A 2953-nucleotide genomic window follows, 5' to 3' on the forward strand; every position below is an offset into this window, starting at 1 on the left:
TTTCGGCGGGGGGGCGGCGCCGCCCCCCCCCCCCCCCCCCCGGACGGGATCAATACACGTCGCGGCGGTAGTGCCCGCTCTCCAGCAGCGTCTCCACCGCATCATCGCCCAGCGCCGCACGCAGCACCTGGTCAACGCCTTCGGCCATGCCCTGCAGCGAGCCACACACGTGGATCACCGCCCCACGCGCCAGCCACGTCTGCAGTTCCGCCGTAGCGGCCTGCAGCTGGTGCTGCACGTAGCCGCCGCCATCGGCATCACGCGAGAACGCCAGGTCAACGCGCGCCACGTGGCCCTCGGCCTGCCACTGCGCGATCTCCTCGCCGAACAACTGGTCGTACGCGCGCTGGCGCTCGCCGAACAGCAGCCAATGGCCGTGTTCGCCATGCTGGGCGGCTTCGCGCAGCAGGCTGCGCAGGCCGGCAATGCCGGTACCGTTGCCGACCAGCACCATCGGCGCGCCGGCCTGGCGGTGGAAGCCAGGGTTGCGGTGCACGCGCGCAGCAATGCGGCTGCCCAGCGGCGCATGCAGCGACAGCCAGCCCGAGCCCAGGCCGGGGCGGCCCGCAGCGTCGTGCACCAGGCGCACCACCAGTTCCACTGCACCATCGGCGGCGCACGACGCGATGGAGTACTCGCGCCCGGGCAGCATCGGCAGGCCCGCCAGCCACAGCGCAGCGTCCTGTACCGGCAGCGCGGCGCCTTCGTCGGGCAGCACGCGTTCGCCCGCCAGGTCCAGCAGCGTGCGGGTGCCACCGTCGAGCAGCAGCGGCTGCAGCGGGTCCAGCCCTCTTGCTTCCAGCACCGTCGTGGTGTGCTGCACGCTGTTGCGCGGTGCGATGTGCAGGATGTCGCCGGCCTGCCAGGTCGTGTCGGCAGGCGGTGCCAGCCGGATCTTCCAGATCGCGCCGCCCAGACTGCCCGGGTTCAATGTTTCGCGTGCCAGCAGCTGCCAGTCGTGCATCTGCGTGGCCGGCGGCAGCACGCTGTCATCGGTGTCGATGCCGGTCAGTGCGCCCAGCTCGCGTTGCCACTGGCGCAGGGCCACCACCGAGGCCGCATCCACGTCGATGCGCGGGAACAGGGGCTGTGCCCCGTTGCCTGCCAGCCACGTGTCCACCTGTGCACCGAACGCGCAGTAATGCGGGTACTGCCGATCACCCAGCGCCAGGACGCCATGGCGCAGGCCCGAGAGATCCACGTTCTGGGCCAGCAACAGGCGTGCCGCACGGCGCGCGCTGTCCGGCGGCTCACCATCGCCGAAGGTGCTGAGCACGAACAGGACCTGCGGGCTGTCCTGCAGCAGCGCAGCGGTCACCCGCGCCAGCGGCAGCACCTGCACCGGGTGGCCGGCGGCCTGCAGCTGTGCCGCCGCGCGCCAGGCCAGCTGTTCGGCCAGGCCACTCTGGCTGGCATGGATCACCCGCCACGGCGTGCCTTCGCCGCCGCTTTCCTGCGCTGCGGGCAGGGTCTGCCGCAGCGCACGTGCCGCGCGCTGGCTGCGCCGGCGGTCCAGGTACAGCATCCAGCCGGTGATGAAGAACAGGCTCATGGCCAGGCTGCTGAGCATCACCACCACCCGGCCGGGCAGGCCGAAGTAGCTGCCCGAATGCAGTGCGAACATGCTGGTGGCCAGCTTGCCGCCGCTGCCCTGGCGTTCGTAGGGGCGCGCTTCCAGCAGGGTGCCGCTGGCCGGGTCCAGCTGCAGCAGGTCGTGCGCGCGGTCGTGGTGGCCGCCACGCAGGGCAGGGTCACCGGACATCACCCGCACGTTCAGCACCTGGCCCGGCTTTTCCGGCAGGCGCAGGTCGATGTAGCCGCTGCGCACGCCGGGCTGCGCATACAGCGTGTCCTCCACGTGCTGCAGGTCGAGGGACGCATCCGGGGCGACCTTGTGCTTGGCCGGTGCAGGCACGCCCAGCACGCTGTTGGCCGCGCTGCGGTACCAGTCGAACGACCACCACAGGCCGGTCAGCGCACTCATCAGGTAGATCAGCAGCACCCAGGTGCCGACCACCGAGTGCAGGCTCCACAGGAAGCCGCGGCCGCTGCGTTTCCATTCCACTGCCAGCCAGCTGCGCCAGTGCCACCAGCGCCGTGGCCAGCGCAGGTAGAGGCCGGACAGCGCGAAGAACAGCAGCGCGATGGCGCAGCTGCCGACCACGACCTTGCCGCGCTCGCCAGCGGCCAGGTGCCGGTGCAGGTCTTCGACGAAGTCGAAGAACGCCTGGCCACGCAGGTGGCTGAAGCGTTCGCCGTTGTAAGGATTGAAATAGACCCAGTGATCCTTGCCGCCAGCGAAGCGCGCCACCGAGGGGCGCTGGCCGGTGGCATCCACGCGCAGGCGCTGCAGCGGCCGATCGCTGCCGGCCTGCAGCAGCGGCACCAGTTCGCTCAGCGCGAGGGCCTGCTGGCCGTCGGCGTGGTGCTCGGCGATGGCGGCGAAGCCGGGATTGGCCGCGCGCAGCAGCTCGTCCTCGAAGGACAGCGTGGCGCCGCTGAGGCCCATGATGGCCAGGAGGGTGCCGGCCGTGATGCCCAGCAGCCAGTGCAGTTGGAACAGGACGTTCTTGAACATCGGGGAGAGAGGCCGTTGAGGCTGCCGCCCGCATCCTGCGCAACAGCAAATGAGAATTAATCCGTAATTCTCCGGGCGCGGACGGGCTGCGGTCAAGGAGGGTTTTATTGCAGGGCTTGCAGCCCTGCACCCGCCGAATCAACGTCAACATCAACGTCAAAAGCTGGCATTCCGTGGGTTGGCGGGGTGGGGCCGGTTGAGGGGGACGCCGTAAACCCATCCATGAAGTGACCCCCTCAACCGGACCCACCCCGCCTTCGACAGTTTTCCGCGAGCTGTTGGAACCTGATGCTGATGGTGATGCTGATGGTGATGGTGATGGTGGGTGCCGACCGTTGGTCGGCACGCTCTGGCCGTGCGCGAAATGCATCCACG

At 69.8% G+C, this 2953-nt stretch carries 1 protein-coding gene; it reads right to left on the reverse strand.

Annotated elements, in window-relative coordinates; genetic code table 11:
• Positions 1 to 49 precede the first annotated feature (49 nt).
• Entirely contained in the window at positions 50 to 2578 is a 2529-nt protein-coding gene (locus IAE41_RS22125) for a sulfite reductase flavoprotein subunit alpha (protein ID WP_200734583.1), read from the reverse strand.
• Positions 2579 to 2953: the final 375 nt, after the last annotated feature.

Source organism: Stenotrophomonas sp. S39, assembly GCF_016624665.1.
GTDB lineage: Bacteria > Pseudomonadota > Gammaproteobacteria > Xanthomonadales > Xanthomonadaceae > Stenotrophomonas.